Origin of the sequence: Bacillus cereus group sp. BfR-BA-01383 (genome assembly GCF_022663495.1) — a bacterium.
Classification (GTDB): domain Bacteria; phylum Bacillota; class Bacilli; order Bacillales; family Bacillaceae_G; genus Bacillus_A; species Bacillus_A cereus_AU.
In genome coordinates this window covers 1-17,280 of record NZ_JAKUFP010000052.1, presented here as the reverse complement: position 1 = coordinate 17,280, position 17,280 = coordinate 1, and the positions used below count along the sequence as shown (strand labels likewise).

The following is a 17,280-nucleotide window of genomic DNA, read 5'->3' as shown; positions in this document are numbered from 1 at the left end:
TACGCCTACTGACATTCATCTCCCACCTAAAATTGGTGTTTCACACCTTCACATTTTTGAGGAAGGAGTCTTCTGTCAGAAAACGATAAACAGGGGAGAATTACATTTCTCCCCTGTTTATTACTGTTTTAGTGATGGCGAAATTATCGGTAGATACACATAAAAAGTTGTTCCTTCTCCAAACTTACTTTTTACAGATACTGTTCCTCCATGTGCTTGAGTAATAGTCTGAGTAATTGCAAGCCCTAGACCAGATCCACCATGCTGTCTTGTTCTGGAATCATCTATTCTATAAAAACGATCGAATACATAAGGAAGGTTTTCTAATTTTATGCCTGATCCATTGTCCTTTAGGGATATTTCTACTTGATTCTCTAAGACCATTAAAGAAATTGTTATTTTGCCTGTAGTCGAATCAGTATGTTGGACGGCATTATGGAATAGGTTTAAAATAATTTGTTTGATTTTATTAGCATCATAAGTACCTTTTATTCCTTCTGTTAAATCATATGATATCTGTCGATGTCCACCTAAAACGCTTAATTGTGGTTTCATTTGCCAGATAAGTTTGGTGAGATTGGTTTCCGATAAATGGAGTCCAGGTTCACGATCCATTTTTGCAAGAAACAATAAATCTTCTACTAACTTTATAATGCGTTTTGATTCGCCGTGCATACTGTTTAAAGCATTATAAAGCTGTTCAGGACGATCAGCTGCGCCTCGTAATAATACTTCTAAGAAACCATGAATTGATGTAAGTGGTGTTCTTAGTTCATGAGAAGCATCGGCAATGAAACGTTTCATTTTCTCTTTTGTTTCTCTTTCATATTGAAAGGATGCCTCTAATCGCTTCAACATGTCATTATATGCCAAAGCTAATTGATCAACTTCTTCTTGCCCTTGATGTGTAGGTAGTCGTTCAGCCAAATTCCCCGCATTCGTATTTTTTACTGCATTTACAATGTTAGAAAGAGGAATCAATGTATTTTTTAGAACCGGTAAATATAGTGCTAAACCGATAAGTAAAGCTAGTACAGATAGAACAATGAATGTTAGTAATTGCTGAAATAGAACATCACGTAAAGGAGCAATATCTGTTCCGATTTGAAGAATTTGATCGGGAACTTGATTAAAGTATCCATCAGAGCTGTTGGGAATTCCTCGAATAGGTTTAAAAACGATTAATTGTTCAATTCCTTCTTTATTACGTACTACTTTATAGGTTACTTGTTTACGATTCGAGAATTGTTCTAATATTTTTTCATACTCTTTACTGGATAACTTTGGCGAGGACATGCCCGTACTCTCTGCGAAATCCTTATAACCACCAGCTTGTCCGATAATTGCAAGTGAAATATCTTGTGAAAACAAAAATCTTGGTCGATTAGGATCAGGATATTTTTTTTCATTATTTTCTGAGTTAAAAGGAAGTAAATCTAATTCTGGTGGTAAAGACATCATCTTCGCTCGTAATGTCTCGGCTTCATTTTTATACAAGAAGTCTTTCATTACCCAAAATTGTAAAAGACCAATACTCAAAAGAATAAGAGATAAAATAAATAATGTTCGAGTTAATAGTTGCTTTCGTAAGGAACGAGACATTAGTCTTTTGTTTTTCAAGAACTGAATTCTTTTAATCATGGTAGATCCACACGATACCCCGCTCCCCTAATTGTACGAATGAGTCGGTGTTCTTTATCTTTTAATTTTTCCCTGAGTGAACGAATATACACTTCCACAATATTTTCATCTCCTTGAAAATCATATCCCCATACTTTATCAAGTATCACACCCTTACTTAGTACAATCCCGTGGTTAATTACAATATATTTAAGTAGTTCATATTCAGTAGGAGAAAGTTCCAAAATTTCATCTTTAAATCGTAGTTCTTTTCTACGATCATCCACCTTAAAAGGACCATAAATAATCTCGCTGAATAAATTAGGAAACTGATTACGAAGACGTGCGTGTATACGAGCAAGTAATTCATCAAAACTGAAAGGTTTAATCACATAATCGTCTGCACCTAATGTTAATCCTTTCACTCGATCATCTACTTCGTCTTTTGCAGTAAGCATAATCACGGAAGTAAGAGCGCCACTTTTTTTTATCATTCGGCATACTTCAAACCCATCTGTACCAGGCATCATTACATCTAAGATGGCCACATGAGGCTCAAATTCTTGTACTAAGTTCATGGCACTTATTCCATCTGTCGCTTTTTTTACTACATATCCTTCGTTCATTAACCCGATCTCTAAAAACTGTAAAATATGTGGTTCATCATCTACTATTAATATTTTAACCCCTTTAAGAGAGTTCATGTTCTATGCCTCCTTTTTCTTCCTTATTGTTAGTATCTACGATTATGCTTAAAATTTGCTGAAAGTCATTCAAATACCTGGTAGTTTTTTATTTTTTTGTCATTTTCTCTTTTCATACGAAAGATATTTCATGTATTCAGGAAACTTTCAGCTTACTTTCAAGTCCACTTCAGATAGAAGAAAGATAATACATTCAGGGCCTAGTTAACTTTATAAAATGATTAAGGAGTTGTAATTCTATGTTTTTACAATTGAAAAAACGATTGGATGTTCCTCTAATATTCATAGTCTTGTTAGCACTTTTTCTAAATGGCTATAATATTTGGACGGATCATTATGTGAATACTTATTATACGACTGCAGTGGCAAGTATGCTGCAAAACTTTCATAATTTCTTTTTTGGTTCCCTCGATTCAGCTGGGTCTGTAACGGTAGATAAACCACCTGTTGCATTTTGGATTCAAACAATTAGTGCCTATATTTTTGGGCTGCACGGCTGGAGTGTAATTCTACCTCAAGCATTGGCAGGGATAGGATCTGTATTGTTAATTTATTTTTTAGTTAAACCTTCTTTTGGTGTAGTTGCTGCACGTCTTAGTGCCTTAGCCTTTGCATGCACACCAATTGCAGCTGCAGTGAGTCGAACAAATAACATTGACAGCATGCTTGTATTTACTCTTTTGTTAGCTACTTGGCTCTTGTTTAAAAGTGTGAAGCGTGAAAGTGTTTGGAGTCTTTTAGGATCTTTCGCGGTAATTGGGATAGCTTTTAATATGAAGATGCTACAAGCATATATGATACTGCCTGCTTTTTATCTCTTTTATCTTTTAGCTGCGAAAGTAAACTGGAAAAAAAAGATTGGTTTCCTTACTGGTGCAACAGCTATCATGCTCGTTATTTCTCTTTCTTGGGCGGTAATTGTAGACAGTATTCCTGAAAATAAACGTCCGTATATTGGAAGTAGTGAAACAAATTCAGTTTTAGAATTAGCATTTGGTTACAATGGCATATCACGTCTTACTGGGAATCAGGGAGTACCTGGTGCGAAGGAACATCAACAATCGCCTCAAAATAATATGTGGGAAATGCCAAATGATGGTGCTGAGAATGGCAAACAGGAAGTTCCAGCAGATAAAGGAATGCCTAATGCAAATGATCAATCTCAGCCGCCTCAAGGTAACAATGAAGTAATACAGAAAGATAATAATCAAAATGGAGCTAATCTACTACAAGGAAATGGTGATAATAGTCAAGGATTCCAAATAAACAAAGGGGATGGTCCACCGACAGGTAAAGATGGTGGTCCAGGTGGCATGGCAGGCGGTATGTTTGGAACTGGAGAGAAAGGACCGTTCCGTCTATTCCAGTCTGAATTATCTGGACAGGCTAGTTGGCTGTTGCCGTTTATTGCTATTGCTAGTATTAGTTTATTGGCTAGTGTAAGAAGAAATAATATAACTTTAAAACATAAAGAAGCTGTCTTTTGGCTCGCATGGTTAATTCCAGTTATGGTATTTTTCAGTATTGCTGGATTTTTCCATCATTATTATTTAATAATGCTTGCGGCTCCTATTGCAGCTCTATTTGGAGCTGGTTCGGCACAGCTTTTTAAGGATTATAAAAATAATACTGGTTGGAAGTCTTGGTTATTGCCAATTGCAGTTGTAGGAACAGCAGGTTTCCAATGGTATATAATGCATCCTTACAGTGATGTCATTGGAGCTGAGTGGCCACTTTGTATAGCAGTAGCCGGAATTATCTTGACTTTCGTACTTGTTTTGTTCAAGTGTAAGAAGATTGTATTGCCTTTTACGCTGCATATTGCAGGATTACTTATATTATTAATCGGACCATTGTATTGGGCTGCTACGCCGATTACATATGGTGGAAATAGTATGCTCCCACAAGCGGGCCCAAGTTCAGCTGATGGTAAAGGAGCTTTTCCAGGAGCAATGCCTGGATTTTCTGGACAAGGAAGACCCGGTGATAACGAATTTCCAACTGAACGAGAATATATTGAAAAAGATTCTGCTTCACCAGAAGATCACATGCAAATTCCAAACCCTAGTGGAAAATCTTCAGGATTACCAGGAAGCAAGCCAGGAGGTATGGATAACGAGAGTTTAGATGATAAAACTTTTTCATATTTAAAGAAAAACAATACTGGTGAACAATACTTATTTGCTACAACAAGTTATCAAACCGCAGCTCCTTACATTATAGATGAAGGAGAATCTGTAATAACGATGGGTGGATTTTCTGGTTCTGATCCAGTTTATTCTGTTGAAAAATTAAAAGAGTTGGTAGTAAGCGGGAAAGTAAAGTACTTCCTCCTTTCAAATGAAGGAATGAGAGGCGGGAGTTCTGAAGTAACAAAATGGATTCAAGAAAATGGTGAAAAAATACCTTCTGATGAGTGGCAGACAAAACAAAATGGTGGAAAAGAAGGTATGAATATGGGTGGCCCTGGGCGCTCAAATACTTTATATAAAGTAACTTTGTAAAGGAGTGGTTAGAGTGGGAAACAATATATGTTATTCAATAATCATCCCCATGTATAACGAAGAAGCTGTTATTGAAGAAACGTATCGAAGACTGAAAAGGGTCATGAAAGATGAAAATGGTACGTATGAATTACTATTTATTAACGATGGAAGCCAAGACAAATGTGCGGATATTATAAAGCAATTTATGATAGGTGATAAGACAGTGAAACTTATCGATTTTTCACGGAATTTTGGTCACCAAATTGCAATTACAGCTGGTATGGATTATGCAAATGGGGATGCAGTTATCATTATTGATGCTGATTTGCAAGACCCACCAGAGCTAATTCTACAAATGATTGAAAAATGGAAAGAGGGGTATGAAGTAGTCTACGCAAAGCGAATGAAGCGTAAGGGTGAAACATGGTTTAAAAAATGGTCAGCAAGCACGTTTTATCGCGTGCTTCGCGCCTCCACAGATATTGATATACCAGTAGATACGGGAGATTTTCGCCTTATGGATCAAAAGGTATGTAAAGAAATGAGAAAGATAAACGAAAATAATAGATTTGTTAGAGGATTAGTTAGTTGGATCGGATTTCGTCAAATAGCAATTGAATATGTTCGAGATGAAAGAGTAGCAGGTGAAACCAAGTATCCCCTTAAACGAATGGTAAAGCTATGCCTAGATGGGATTCTGTCTTTCTCTTATAAACCTTTGAAGTTAGCAATTTATTCGGGTTTACTTCTTTCTAGCTCAGGATTTCTATACTTTATATATGTGCTATATCTTACTTTATTTACTGAAGTAACCATGAAAGGGTGGCCTTCTATCATTAGTATTATGTTGATTTTTAATGGCTTTATGCTATTTATGTTAGGCGTTATTGGTGAATATATTGGGCGAATTTATGATGAAACAAAAGGGAGACCTCTATATATTGTTCGAGAATTTTATGGGGAACAGGAAAATGAAAAATTAGCCATCAAACATGAGACAGCGTATGAATAAAGATTTAATACGAATTTTTAAGTTTTTAATAGTAGGTATACTGAATACAGGCATAGATATAGTAATCTTTTCATTACTTGTCATGGGAGACGTGCCCATTTTACTGGCGCAATCAATCTCCTATTGTTGTGGTGTAGCTAACAGTTACTTACTGAATAGGGTTTGGACATTTAAACAAGAGAGAAGTCGAGTTGCAGTAGAAGCATCTAAATTCATTTGTGTTAATCTTTTAAGTCTTATTGTAGTATCTCTAATACTAAGAAGCATGTATGATACCTTGGAGCAGTCTTTGATTGTCTCTAAAGTGACTGCAACTTTGATTGGTAGCTTAATAAACTATGTAGGATCGAGGTATTGGGTGTTTCATACTTCCCACACTAAACAAGTGAATTAAGATGCGATGTAATGAATTGTTTTATATTCTTATATAGATGTAATATGTGGAATTAGCAAGAACTTCCTCTATTTCATTGAGGAAGTTCTTACTTGTCTAAACTATATAAACTTTTGCAGTGAAATCGTGTGGCTAATTTTTTGTTTTTTATTGCAAAAAAACTTTCGTAAGAGATTTTACATGTAAGGTTGAACTTTTAAGAAAAAGTTAAGGAATGAAAGTCACAATAGGCATATCAAAAAAATATACGAGGTGGAATAAAAATGGAACAAACGAAACAAAAGTTAATACAAATTTTACTCATAGTAAATTTGGGGATCAGTACGTGTGCAGCTATCGGAGTAGGTTATGTAGCTTACAAACAAAGTAAAAGTCCGGATTTTTCAGAGATGGGCTCAAGAGGGCGCGATAAGATGTTCCCGGGTAATGGTAATGGTCAATTCCAGCCGGGGCAAGAACAATCGGGGCAAACTCAACAATGGGAAGGAGAATAGAATTTTGAAAAAGTGGATTATCATTTCAACCATTATTGTTGTAATAGGGGGAGCAAGCGCTTGGTTCTTTTTACATAAAACAGATAAAACGCAAGGTGTTGTGGCAGCTTCTCAAACAACGACAGTACAACAAGGAAAACTGGAGGTAGCAGTTAGTGGTTCGGGTTCGGTTACAGCAAATACAGATCAAGATGTAACAGCGAAAGATACAATTCTTATTGTTGATACTATAAGTGTAGCGGCCGGGGATACAGTGAAAAAAGGTGACACGCTTGTAACCTTTAAAAATGGTGCTGTCGTTACGGCTCCATATGATGGGGAAATTCAATCAGTTAGTGTGAAAAAAGGCGGCAAAGCGTCACAAGGAACAATTCTTCTCCGTATGAAGGATGCAGATGGATATACATCACCTGTAACGAGAGGGAACAATAGTGCAAATTCAGATAAAGCAAGTGGCGGAAGTGGTTTGACAGCCGATAGTGTCAGTGTAAAAGAAGGCGATGTTGTAGAGGCAGGTGCAACACTTGTAACCTTTACAGATGGAAGTATGTTGCAAGCCCCAGTAACGGGGACAATTACAAGCCTTTCTGTTGCAAGCGGCGATTCTGTACAGGCTGCGGATCCAATTGCACACATAACAAATTACAACGCCTTGCAAACAACGATTAGTGTTGATGAATTAGACGTACCGAAAGTAAAAGAAGGTCAAGCGGTAAAGATAACAGCAAGTGCATTCGGAGATGAAACATTCAGCGGAAAGGTAACAAGTGTAGCAACAAAAGGAACAGCAGAAAAAGGCGTTTCTACATTTGACGTAACTGTACAAATTGAAGATCCGAAAAACATGAAAATTGGGATGTCAACAGAAGCAAGTATCTCAATAGAAAGTAAAGAAGGCGCATTATACGTCCCAGTAGAAGCGGTGCATACAAACGGAAATGAAAAATATGTACTAGTTCCTACATCTTCAGACGATGCGACACAGTCAACAAAAAAAGTGACAGTAGAAACTGGTATTTCAAATGATACGCATGTAGAAATTACAAAAGGGTTAGCAAAGGGAGATACGGTGCAAATACCGAGAGTTCAATCTAAAGGTAATTCTTCTCAAGGACCTATGATGATGCCTGGCGGAAACTCCCAAGGTGGATTTGGTGGGGGCAATTTCCAAGGAAGACCTGGCGGTGAGTTTGGAGGAAGATCTAACGGCGGAGCTCCAGCTGGCGGCGGACAAGGAGGGCGTTAATGTTATGGTAGAGCCAATTATTCAAATAAAGAACATGAAGAAAGTCTATGAACTTGGCGGCGAAACAGTAATGGCTCTAAAAAGTGTTTCCCTCGATATTCAAAAGGGCGATTTTATCTCTATCATAGGACCATCAGGCTCTGGGAAATCAACATTTATGAACATGATTGGATGCTTAGATCGACCGGATTCAGGTGAATACTTACTAGATAATGAAGAGATAGGGAAAATGAAAAGCTCTCAACTTGCGACTATTCGAAATGAAAAAATCGGTTTCATTTTTCAAAATTTCAACCTTATAGCGAAGCTTACAGCAGTTGAGAATGTCGAGCTTCCTCTCATTTACCGAGGCATGAAAGCGGGAGAACGAAGAGAAACGGCATTAGAAGCATTACGAAAAGTAGGATTGGCAGATAGAGCGAATCATTTGCCTTCTCAATTGTCGGGTGGGCAACAGCAACGTGTCGCAATAGCACGTGCGTTGGCTGGACACCCTCCTATTTTACTAGCAGATGAACCGACTGGAGCACTGGATAGTAAAACGAGTAAGGAAATATTGGGGATTATGGATTCATTAAATGAGCAGGGGCATACGATTATTCTTATTACGCATGATTTAGATGTTGCAAAGAAAGCAAGCCGTGTCGTTCGGATTCACGATGGACAGCTCTATGAGAATGGAGGTGAATGGTTTGCAGACACTCAAAATGGCACTGAAGAGCATTAAAGCAAATAAAATTAGAGCATTTTTAACGATGCTTGGGATTATTATCGGTGTATCCTCTGTTATAGTTATGGTTGCGATAGGACAAGGGTCGACAAAAGAGGTGCAAGATCAAATTGGCAACTTAGGTACAAATGTACTAACTGTAACGATTACGGATTCAGAAGCTACATTTAAAGAAAAAGACGCAAAACAAATTCAGGATATCAATGGTATTAAAGACATTGCACCAACCGTGTCAGGAAGAGTAACGGTGAAACATGAAAAAACGAATACACAAGTGTCAATGGTCGGAACAACTTCTTCTTACTTAGAAGTCCGTGATTTAAAGCTACAATCAGGACGCTTCATTGCAGACTTAGATCAGGAGAATCATTCAAAAATTGCAGTACTTGGTTCAAGTACAGCACAAACATTATTCGGTTTAGGAGACCCAGTCGGTCAATCAGTAAAGGTGAACGGAACATCCTATAAAGTTGTTGGGGTTCTTGAATCGGTGGGAAGTTCATTAGGAACAAGCGGAGATAGTACGATTATTGTCCCCCTTAGCACCGGACAGCGTTTAGCTGCTACTACAAATATTGGGACAACATATGTGAAGGTAGAAAATGAAGATATGATTAATTTCATATCGAGCCGCATTGAAAGAACGATGCATACAATCTTGGGTGATACAGATAGTTATAGCGTATCAAGTCCAAAAGATTTAATGGAAACTGCGTCATCAGTCAATGACACGATGACATTAATGCTAGGCGGAAGTGCAGCGATCTCTCTTATCGTAGGCGGGATCGGTATCATGAACATCATGCTTGTATCAGTTTCAGAACGTACAAAAGAAATAGGCATTAGAAAAGCAATTGGAGCAAAACGTAAAAACATACTGCTTCAATTCCTTATCGAAGCAGTTGTATTAAGTTCATTCGGTGGAATAATTGGAATAGGGATTGGAGTAATTAGTGCTCAAATATTTACGCTAGCCACAGGTACAACAATAGCGTACTCCATACCCGTTATGCTGTTATCATTTGTTTTCTCTTTATTAGTTGGAGTTGTATTCGGTGTATTTCCGGCGAATAAGGCGTCTAAACTTGACCCAATTCAAGCACTACGATATGAATAGAAAAAACAAAGCGATCGTGTCCTGCGATTGCTTTGTTTTTTACTATGTAAGAAAACAGGATTCTAAAAATGTAATCATATAAAAAGATACTGATTCATAAAAGAGTAGTAATAAATACATCGAAGCTGATGTTATCTTATTTAAAATAGATAAAAGTATATAAAGGAAGATTCGATATTTTAGGTTATTTTGGATATTATTTTGGGCTGAGAAAATTATTTATTTATCATCACTATTTCGTAAGCCATAAGGTACGTTTTGCAACTTATAGGTAAAAAAACATTCTTTTATAGATGAAGGTACTTTTTATGTCAGGTATTGTAATTGTTAAAAAACTATGAAGCATAAAAATCCCAAAGAAAAAAGCTCTTTACATAGTCAGGAAATATAGAATTTCAATAATTATTAGTAAAGAACTTTTTTACTTGGGGACATTACAGAGTTCAAGTGCATTATGTTGGTGTATCATGAGAGTTTTAGCTGAAAACAAAAAGAACTTGTAGGAATCCCTACAAGTTCTTTTTTAGATAATGTAAAAAAGTTAAAACAAACTATCTTACAGATTCATCATAGAAACTACAGGGATAATGCTTTGACAAGTATATTATATAACAAATATTAACATCCAGAGATTTTATTTTTGAAAATTATGTGAATTAAGAAGACAGAGTGGTATATCATTTTCTCTTCCTAAAAAATGCATTTAGTTATTTTGTATAAATAACTTCAAATTAACATCTACATCATTATAAATTAGTCAAAATATAAGTATAAGTAAATAGAGAAGAATGTAGCATTCTTATAGAAAGACCTATATTTATATTTAGGATTAATTAACTATAAGAAAATGAATTTCATGTTATAACTAAATATAATTCTTGAATATATGTAGATGGAGTTTTCTTATCTTATTTACTTATATGATGAAGAAATCAGTTATGGGAAAATTAAACAAACGTTTGTTAAAATATTTTAGCTATCCAAACATGTACTTAAAGTAAAAAAATAAACGAACTCATGTCGAAAAAATGATAATTCTCCCCTAAAATAAGTGGAAAAACTTTCAAATTACTATTCTACTGTAGAATAAAAATGATACATTAATAATTAAGTTAATACGGTTCACTATTTAATTTTAAATTATTTAGAAAGATATTGAGGTGCAATAGATGATACATAATATTCCAGATGTCCATACAAAAAAAATTCTTATAGTAGATGATGAAAAAGAGATTTTAAATTTGTTGGAAGCAGTTTTAAAGAAAGAGGGGTTTCAACATATTTATACGTATACAACAGGAGAAGAAGGAATACGCATGTGTAAGCAAGTACAGCCAGATCTTATCATATTAGATATTATGCTTCCAGATTTAGATGGATATAGTGTTTGTCAGCAAATTCGACAGTTTACATTCGTTCCAATATTTTTCTTATCGGCGAAAAATGAAGATTTAGATAAAATACTTGGATTAAGTATGGGTGGCGATGATTACATTACAAAACCTTTTAGTCCGAAAGAAGTAGCATATAAGATGAAAGCATTTTTTCGACGCAATCAATATCAAGAAAAGACTCGGATTATGTATCAGTTTGGAGACATTACGATAGATGAGGCACAAGGGACAGTGTTAAGGGGTGATACATTACTAACTTTAACAGCAAAAGAATTTAATATATTACTATTTTTAATAAAAAATCCAAATCAGATTTTTAGTAAGGCCCGCTTATATGAAGCTGTCTGGGGAGAAACATATCTCGGTAATGATAATATTATGATGGTGCATATGAGGCATTTAAGAGAAAAAATAGAGGATAATCCTTCCAAACCCTATTATCTTGTAACAGTAAGGGGACTAGGTTATAAACTTAATACAAAAGGTGATGTAAGATGAAGTGGAAGGTAACGAGACTATATATTGCATCATTAATAGGATTAATTATGTTTATCCTAATCGTTCTATTTTTTGCTTTTAGTTATTTTGTATTTACTTATAACTATAAGGGAATGAACGATCCAGAAGGCTCAGTATTAGCTTTTCAAAAAGAAATCACAATAGAAAATGAAAATATTTCTATAACAAATAAAGGAAAAAAATTTTTAAAAGAACATGGAGCATGGTTACAAGTATTAAATCATAATAGTGATGAAGTATTTCAAATGTATAAGCCTAAAAATACACCAACTCACTATACTCCTAGTGATTTGATTTTACGCTATAAGTACGATATTGGGAATTATACAACGTTTGTGGGTAAGTTAGATAAAAGTACACAAGTAGAAAGTTATATTGTCGCTTTCCCGTCCGACCAAGCATTGCGAAAATCTGTCTATTTGAACTTCAATAATTTATCTAGCTTCTATCCATATGGGATTTTAATGTTAATAGGAGTAACAGGAGTTTGTATTTTATTATTTGCTTACATTGTGGCAAGGTATATGTCAAAACCTGTTGTCAGGATAATTGAACATATTAATAAATTAAAACAAGGACATTATAAACAAGTACCGGAAGAAAAGGGAATCTATGCAGAGGTGTATACAAATCTGAATCAGTTATCACATCAACTAAAGGATATTAACGTTCAAAGAAAAAGACTAGATACGATGCGAGCAGAATGGATTATAAACATCTCTCATGATTTAAAAACACCGCTTTCCTCTATTAAAGGCTATAGTGAAGTTATAGGGAATCGGGAGTATAAAATTACTGCACAAGAAATGTACCAATATGCAGAAGTAATTCAAAGTAAATCAATTTATATTGAAAAATTGATTGATGATTTAAAACTTACATATCAATTGAAGAATGCGTTATTACCTATCCATAAAACCACAGTAGATATTGTGAATCTCACCCGGGAAACAATTATTGAATTTATGAATATGCCTCATTATGAGAATCGATTAATTGAATTTGAATGCCCTCAGGAAGAACTAATTATAAAAGCAGATCAGGGATTAATTCAACGTGTCACAGTAAACTTATTGAATAATGCGCTCATTCATACTGATGTTAAAACATTAATACAAGTTCGTATAAAACAAACATCTGGATACATCATAGTTACGATTGAGGACAATGGTGACGGAATAAATAAAAATGATTTACCACATATTTTTGATCGATACTTCCGTGGTACAAATACAGATCCAAAAAGTGGTTCAGGTTTAGGAATGGCAATTGTAAAGGAAATCATCGTAGCTCACGGTGGAGAAATTGCAGTAGAAAGTACCAAAGGAAACGGTACTAAAATTACATTTCAGCTTCCGTTAGAAAATTAAGCTAAACTTAAGGTCAGCTCAATTCAAGATTAAGCAATAACTTTCATAATAAATGATAGCTTAATCAAGAAAAAGAGGTGCCAATAATGGGAACATATATCGTTGAAACAGAAGATTTGACAAAGACATATGGAGCTGTAAATAGTGTGAATCAATTACAAATGCAAGTTGGTAAAGGTGAAATTTATGGATTCCTAGGTCCAAATGGGGCTGGGAAAACGACGACAATTAGAATGTTACTGGGATTAATAAAACCGACTACAGGTAATATTAAAGTATTTAATCGTGATTTAAAAACAAATCGAATAGATATTTTAAGAGAGGTTGGCTCTCTTGTTGAATCGCCATCTTATTATGGACATTTAACAGGTCATGAAAACCTAGAAGTAATTCGGCAAATGTTACAAGTACCAAAAAAGAATATTGATGAGGTATTGCATATTGTTCGATTAGAGAAACAAAAAGATAAACTAGTTAAGCAATATTCACTTGGAATGAAGCAACGCCTTGGCATAGCAATGGCACTACTTGGAAATCCAAAATTGTTAATTTTAGATGAACCCACAAACGGATTAGACCCTGCCGGAATTCAAGAAATTCGTGAACTCATCAAACAACTGCCAAAGCAATATGATATGACAGTTGTTATTTCTAGTCATTTGCTAAATGAGATGGATCAAATTGCAACACAAGTGGGCATTATTAATAGTGGGCAGCTTATTTTTCAAGACAAAATTGAAGTGTTACGCAAAAAAAGTCAGGCATCAATGAAAATACGTGTAAATGATGTAGTAAAGGCACATCAAATTTTAGAACAGCATCAAATTCATCTTGGACTTGAAGGTGATTGTCTTGTTACGTATCAACAAGAAGATCACCTTATTTCTCACATAAATCATTTATTAGTACAGCAGGATATATCAGTGTATCGAATTGAAGAAGAGAAGCATACGTTGGAAGAAATATTTCTAAGCTTAACAGAAAAAGGTGGTGTTTTATAGTGATTGCTGCCTTAAGAAGTGAATTATTGAAATTAAAAAGAAAGAAATTATTTTTAGTGGTATTTTTGATACAGTCTTTAGCGTTACTTTGGTTATTTGCTATTGTGTCACAAGAAAAAAAGGAATTTCTAAATTGGGAGTCGCTTCTTTCAAGAGTAAGTATGATAAATGCATTATTTTTACCTATAATGATTGCGACAATTACATCTCGAATTATTGATTTTGAAAATAAGGGGAACACCTGGAAGCTATTGTGTGCAATTCCCACATCCAGGCAGCTAGTATATATAACCAAAATTATCTTTAGTATCTTTTTTCTTGTATATGCAGGTATAATTTCTATTTCTGCAATTATATTAATAGGGAAAATTTTCAATTTTGAAAGTGGAATTCCGGTGATATTATTACTGAAATATGGTTGTTTTACCATTATAGGATGTATTCCAATGGTTATTTTGCAACTCTGGATATCTTTGGTAGTGAAAAATCAAGTATTTGCTTTAACGGCAGGTGTAATCGGCTCATTTCTTGGGTATTTCGGACAGATGTTACCTTGGAAAACATGGATAATTTGGACCTATTCATCTCTGACAAATCCAATTTCTTGGGCATTTTCCAATGGGAAAATAGTATTTTTCCCAAACCAAGAAGTCATGATGAATCTTTTGTTAAGTTTAGGAGTTAGTTTATTATTTATCGTTCTTAGCACTGCTCATTTTTCGCAAAAAGATATTCATTAGGAGGATGCAGATATGTTATTAAGCTCATTTCGATGCGAATTATTAAAATTAAAACGTTCAAAAATATGGATTGTAATGACAATCATTCCGCTTATTTGTATTGCGCTTGGACTCATAAATTTTCAATTAAACTACGATGTCTTAATGACAGTCTCAACAAATGAGTGGGAGAAAGCTTGGACACAAGTTGGATTAATTTATGGATTATTTTTATTTCCTGTTGTAGTAAGTATTTATTGTGCGTTTGTATGCCGCTTTGAACATAGCGAGGGAAATTGGAAAAAAATCATCTCTTTACCAATTCCATTTCGATATGTGTACATGGCAAAGTTATTAGTAATCTTTATGTTAACTTTATTGACACAAGTATTTTTTTTAATTGCTTATATCTTAATTGGTAAGCTACTAGGTATTACAAGTCCTATTCCTTGGGTTTCATTATTAAATTGGTCATTCAATGGATGGATTGGTACATTTTCAATTGCTGCACTACAATTATTCCTTTCATCTTCTTTAAAAAGTTTTGCTGTTCCAGTTGGAATGAGTTTTGGTTTTACTTGTATAGGAATGATATTTCATTACTTAAATATCGGGTATGTATGGCCATATGCACAACCAGGATTAGCAATGGACCCTATTAATCTAGAAGGCTTGCAGACTTTCTTTCAGTTTAGTAGCTTTTATGTGTTAAGTTGCTTATTAGTTATTATATTTACTTTTGTGGGAGTTCGAAGATTTACAATAAAAGATATTATATGATAGGAGTACAGCGAAATTATTGAAATATTAGGCGACAGAACAGATAAAATTTCTAGGTAAAATACGTGCATTAATAAAAGAGCTAACTTTACTCTTGATAGGGTAAAATTGGCTCTTTTTATTGTAGCTTGCTTAGCGTGTTTTTTTCCGAAATGCTGGCGGTACCCCATGCCCATCAAGTTAAGGAGACGAATTTCCCCCAAAATGAAAAAAACGTTATTCTTTCAGTAAAATACTTGAAAGGATAACGTTTTTTATGGTTCTCTCGCTTTCTGAATAAGCTCGTTGAATATGAATAACTGAGATATGTTTCACTCTTAAAATCACTGAATTACTTTTGAACTAGCACTAGGTCTAGCCAGGATTTCGCCTCATTGTACAAAATTGGATTGTTTTGCGGCGTGTAGTAGGCAAGGATTGCAACTGCCTGTGATACGACCCATCCGCGGGCCCTTGCCAATGTAGCATCGTCCGTACGGATAGCATCAAGGAACACATCGCGCGCCTCTGGCGAGTGCAACTTCCACGCGACCATTACATCACACGCAGGGTCACCTATGCCCATTGTCTCCCAATCAATCACACCGCTGATACGCTTATCACGTACGAGCCAGTTACGTACATCTAGATCGCCGTGATGCCAAACAGGAGGACCGTTCCATGGAGGCGTAGAAAGAGCCGACTCCCATACAGCAGACACCGCGGGATCGCCATTAAATCGTGCTAGCCAATATCGGAAGTCCTTGTCCCGTTGGGCCAAAGGAATGCCGCGTCCTAACGGCCCTCCCGTTGGATCGACTTGTTGCAGTGCTAGGACAAACCCTGCGAGATCGCGTGCTGCCTGAATCTCGTCAATCGCCTCTATCGGCACCGTTTCACCCCTCAGCCACGAATGTATCTCCCAAAACCATGGGTATTCGTTATTGGGGAGCCCCTGAGCGATAGGTACAGGGATTTCAAGCGGAACTAATGGCGCGAGTTTTGGTAGCCATAAGAACTCGCGTCCTCCTGGTGTCGTCGGTCCTTCCCTTCTCGCTAGCCGAATGGAATATTCGTCGCCAAGTCGGAAAACGGCATTTACCGTTCCAACTGGCTCTACCTTACGAAGGGGCAACTCTGCCCAGCGGGGGAACTGATCGACAAGCAAACGACGCACAAGTCGCTCTTCAATTTCCAATTCGTCAGCATGCATCTTCTCGGACATCGTATGATCTCTCCTTGGTAGCTCTGACATAAACTTTTATTGGTGGAAAATTATAATAATGCTCCGTACACCAAAAGTCAAAAAGCCACACTTTTTCATTATAAAATGCAGTCACGCCTTAAAAAATTAACTTCTCTTAATTTATTCAATTGTAACACAACTCCTATAGGGGTCACGTTACATTACTATCAATCTAAGATGAATTTATACCCATAATTCATAGAAAGCGTTATTCTTTTTGTAGAAATATACAGAAAGGGTGGCGTTTTTTATGGGTCTTTCGATTCAAGATGAGTTTCATTTGTTCGCTAAAGAACTACAGCGATATCTATCTCCACATATTCTTCAACAACTTGCACAAGAGACAGGTTTTGTAAAACGTAAAAGTAAGGGTTCTGGTGCAAAGATAAAATGAAAACCAGTAAAACGCATATATTCCTAACAGAATTGTATTTTATGCTACAAGTTCAAACAATTGATGGATGAATTC

The 17,280-nt window shown here is 35.6% G+C and carries 16 protein-coding genes; 13 read left to right on the top strand and 3 right to left on the bottom strand.

The window, feature by feature from the left end:
* Positions 1-120: 120 nt before the first annotated feature.
* Both MR065_RS25405 and MR065_RS25400 read right to left on the bottom strand, forming a co-directional pair.
* The gene (locus tag MR065_RS25405) at positions 121-1,641 is read right to left on the bottom strand and encodes a sensor histidine kinase (protein WP_242215495.1); all 1,521 of its coding nucleotides are present in this window, start codon (positions 1,639-1,641) and stop codon (positions 121-123) included.
* On the bottom strand, positions 1,638-2,324 hold the full coding sequence (locus MR065_RS25400) for a response regulator transcription factor (protein ID WP_103592077.1): 687 nt from the start codon (positions 2,322-2,324) through the stop codon (positions 1,638-1,640). The genes MR065_RS25405 and MR065_RS25400 overlap by 4 nt, the downstream gene beginning before the upstream one ends.
* A gap of 239 nt (positions 2,325-2,563) precedes the next feature.
* Here MR065_RS25400 and MR065_RS25395 point away from each other — a divergent pair, with 239 nt between their 5' ends.
* The 12 genes from MR065_RS25395 to MR065_RS25345 all read left to right on the top strand — a co-directional run bounded on the left by MR065_RS25395 (position 2,564) and on the right by MR065_RS25345 (position 15,586).
* On the top strand, positions 2,564-4,828 hold the full coding sequence (locus MR065_RS25395; protein WP_242215494.1) for a glycosyltransferase family 39 protein: 2,265 nt from the start codon (positions 2,564-2,566) through the stop codon (positions 4,826-4,828).
* Between the two features lie 13 nt (positions 4,829-4,841).
* A complete protein-coding gene (locus tag MR065_RS25390) occupies positions 4,842-5,822 on the top strand; it encodes a glycosyltransferase family 2 protein (RefSeq protein WP_242215493.1) in 981 nt (326 codons plus the stop codon).
* Complete coding sequence (locus tag MR065_RS27840) at positions 5,803-6,216, top strand: GtrA family protein (protein ID WP_396022396.1); 414 nt, start codon at positions 5,803-5,805, stop codon at positions 6,214-6,216. The genes MR065_RS25390 and MR065_RS27840 overlap by 20 nt, the downstream gene beginning before the upstream one ends.
* A gap of 263 nt (positions 6,217-6,479) precedes the next feature.
* Entirely contained in the window at positions 6,480-6,710 is a 231-nt protein-coding gene (locus MR065_RS25385) for a hypothetical protein (RefSeq protein WP_242215492.1), read from the top strand.
* A gap of 4 nt (positions 6,711-6,714) precedes the next feature.
* Entirely contained in the window at positions 6,715-7,956 is a 1,242-nt protein-coding gene (locus MR065_RS25380; RefSeq protein ID WP_242215491.1) for an efflux RND transporter periplasmic adaptor subunit, read from the top strand.
* Positions 7,957-7,960: 4 nt separating this feature from the next.
* Positions 7,961-8,683 carry an ABC transporter ATP-binding protein gene (locus tag MR065_RS25375; RefSeq protein WP_277927544.1) on the top strand — a complete coding sequence of 241 codons (723 nt, stop codon included), beginning with the start codon at positions 7,961-7,963 and terminating at the stop codon, positions 8,681-8,683.
* Positions 8,649-9,803 (top strand): ABC transporter permease, encoded by a 1,155-nt coding sequence (locus tag MR065_RS25370; protein ID WP_396022395.1) that lies wholly within the window; start codon positions 8,649-8,651, stop codon positions 9,801-9,803. The genes MR065_RS25375 and MR065_RS25370 overlap by 35 nt, the downstream gene beginning before the upstream one ends.
* Before the next feature lie 1,169 nt (positions 9,804-10,972).
* A complete protein-coding gene (locus MR065_RS25365; RefSeq protein ID WP_242215490.1) occupies positions 10,973-11,695 on the top strand; it encodes a response regulator transcription factor in 723 nt (240 codons plus the stop codon).
* Positions 11,692-13,086 carry a sensor histidine kinase gene (locus MR065_RS25360; protein WP_242215489.1) on the top strand — a complete coding sequence of 465 codons (1,395 nt, stop codon included), beginning with the start codon at positions 11,692-11,694 and terminating at the stop codon, positions 13,084-13,086. Before MR065_RS25365 ends, MR065_RS25360 begins: the two co-directional genes overlap by 4 nt.
* An 86-nt stretch (positions 13,087-13,172) precedes the next feature.
* On the top strand, positions 13,173-14,087 hold the full coding sequence (locus MR065_RS25355; protein WP_141540423.1) for an ABC transporter ATP-binding protein: 915 nt from the start codon (positions 13,173-13,175) through the stop codon (positions 14,085-14,087).
* Complete coding sequence (locus MR065_RS25350) at positions 14,087-14,827, top strand: ABC transporter permease (RefSeq protein ID WP_098157090.1); 741 nt, start codon at positions 14,087-14,089, stop codon at positions 14,825-14,827. The genes MR065_RS25355 and MR065_RS25350 overlap by 1 nt, the downstream gene beginning before the upstream one ends.
* Positions 14,828-14,839: 12 nt before the next feature.
* Positions 14,840-15,586, top strand: a complete 747-nt coding sequence (locus MR065_RS25345; protein WP_242215487.1) for an ABC transporter permease — start codon at positions 14,840-14,842, stop codon at positions 15,584-15,586.
* Positions 15,587-15,917: 331 nt separating this feature from the next.
* Here MR065_RS25345 and MR065_RS25340 read toward each other — a convergent pair whose 3' ends face one another.
* A complete protein-coding gene (locus tag MR065_RS25340; protein WP_242215485.1) occupies positions 15,918-16,790 on the bottom strand; it encodes an aminoglycoside phosphotransferase family protein in 873 nt (290 codons plus the stop codon).
* Positions 16,791-17,061: 271 nt separating this feature from the next.
* Between MR065_RS25340 and MR065_RS25335 the strand changes: the two genes are divergently transcribed.
* Positions 17,062-17,205 (top strand): hypothetical protein, encoded by a 144-nt coding sequence (locus MR065_RS25335; RefSeq protein WP_242215499.1) that lies wholly within the window; start codon positions 17,062-17,064, stop codon positions 17,203-17,205.
* Positions 17,206-17,280: the final 75 nt, after the last annotated feature.

Bases quoted from the DNA above. Each gene is read 5' to 3' on its own strand.
- MR065_RS25405 (WP_242215495.1), bottom strand. From the start codon at position 1,641: ATGATTAAAAGAATTCAGTTCTTGAAAAACAAAAGACTAATGTCTCGT.
- MR065_RS25400 (WP_103592077.1), bottom strand. From the start codon at position 2,324: ATGAACTCTCTTAAAGGGGTTAAAATATTAATAGTAGATGATGAACCA.
- MR065_RS25395 (WP_242215494.1), top strand. From the start codon at position 2,564: ATGTTTTTACAATTGAAAAAACGATTGGATGTTCCTCTAATATTCATA.
- MR065_RS27840 (WP_396022396.1), top strand. From the start codon at position 5,803: ATGAGACAGCGTATGAATAAAGATTTAATACGAATTTTTAAGTTTTTA.
- MR065_RS25385 (WP_242215492.1), top strand. From the start codon at position 6,480: ATGGAACAAACGAAACAAAAGTTAATACAAATTTTACTCATAGTAAAT.
- MR065_RS25375 (WP_277927544.1), top strand. From the start codon at position 7,961: ATGGTAGAGCCAATTATTCAAATAAAGAACATGAAGAAAGTCTATGAA.
- MR065_RS25365 (WP_242215490.1), top strand. From the start codon at position 10,973: ATGATACATAATATTCCAGATGTCCATACAAAAAAAATTCTTATAGTA.
- MR065_RS25360 (WP_242215489.1), top strand. From the start codon at position 11,692: ATGAAGTGGAAGGTAACGAGACTATATATTGCATCATTAATAGGATTA.
- MR065_RS25355 (WP_141540423.1), top strand. From the start codon at position 13,173: ATGGGAACATATATCGTTGAAACAGAAGATTTGACAAAGACATATGGA.
- MR065_RS25345 (WP_242215487.1), top strand. From the start codon at position 14,840: ATGTTATTAAGCTCATTTCGATGCGAATTATTAAAATTAAAACGTTCA.
- MR065_RS25340 (WP_242215485.1), bottom strand. From the start codon at position 16,790: ATGTCCGAGAAGATGCATGCTGACGAATTGGAAATTGAAGAGCGACTT.
- MR065_RS25335 (WP_242215499.1), top strand. From the start codon at position 17,062: ATGGGTCTTTCGATTCAAGATGAGTTTCATTTGTTCGCTAAAGAACTA.